Source organism: Lysinibacillus sp. GbtcB16 (genome assembly GCF_019091145.1).
Taxonomy (GTDB): Bacteria; Bacillota; Bacilli; order Bacillales_A; family Planococcaceae; genus Lysinibacillus; species Lysinibacillus fusiformis.
In genome coordinates this window covers 1-236 of sequence record NZ_JAGXJV010000858.1, presented here as the reverse complement: position 1 = coordinate 236, position 236 = coordinate 1, and the positions used below count along the sequence as shown (strand labels likewise).

The window sequence follows — 236 nt, the reverse complement described above, 5'->3', positions numbered from 1 at the left end:
CGGCGATAGGAGTCGAACCCACGACCTACTGATTACAAGTCAGTTGCTCTACCAACTGAGCTACACCGGCAAAAAAATGATGGGTCAGGACGGAATCGAACCGCCGACACTTAGAGCTTCAATCTAATGCTCTACCAACTGAGCTACTGACCCATATACTATAAAAAATGGCGGTCCCGACCGGGATCGAACCGGCGATCTCCTGCGTGACAGGCAGGCATGTTAACCGCTACACC

General features: G+C 51.7%; 2 tRNA genes. Both read right to left on the bottom strand.

Annotated elements, in window-relative coordinates:
- Window positions 1–80: 80 nt before the first annotated feature.
- Window positions 81–153, bottom strand: a tRNA-Phe gene (locus tag KVT27_RS26115).
- A gap of 15 nt (window positions 154–168) precedes the next feature.
- Window positions 169–236 (bottom strand) — tRNA-Asp (locus tag KVT27_RS26110).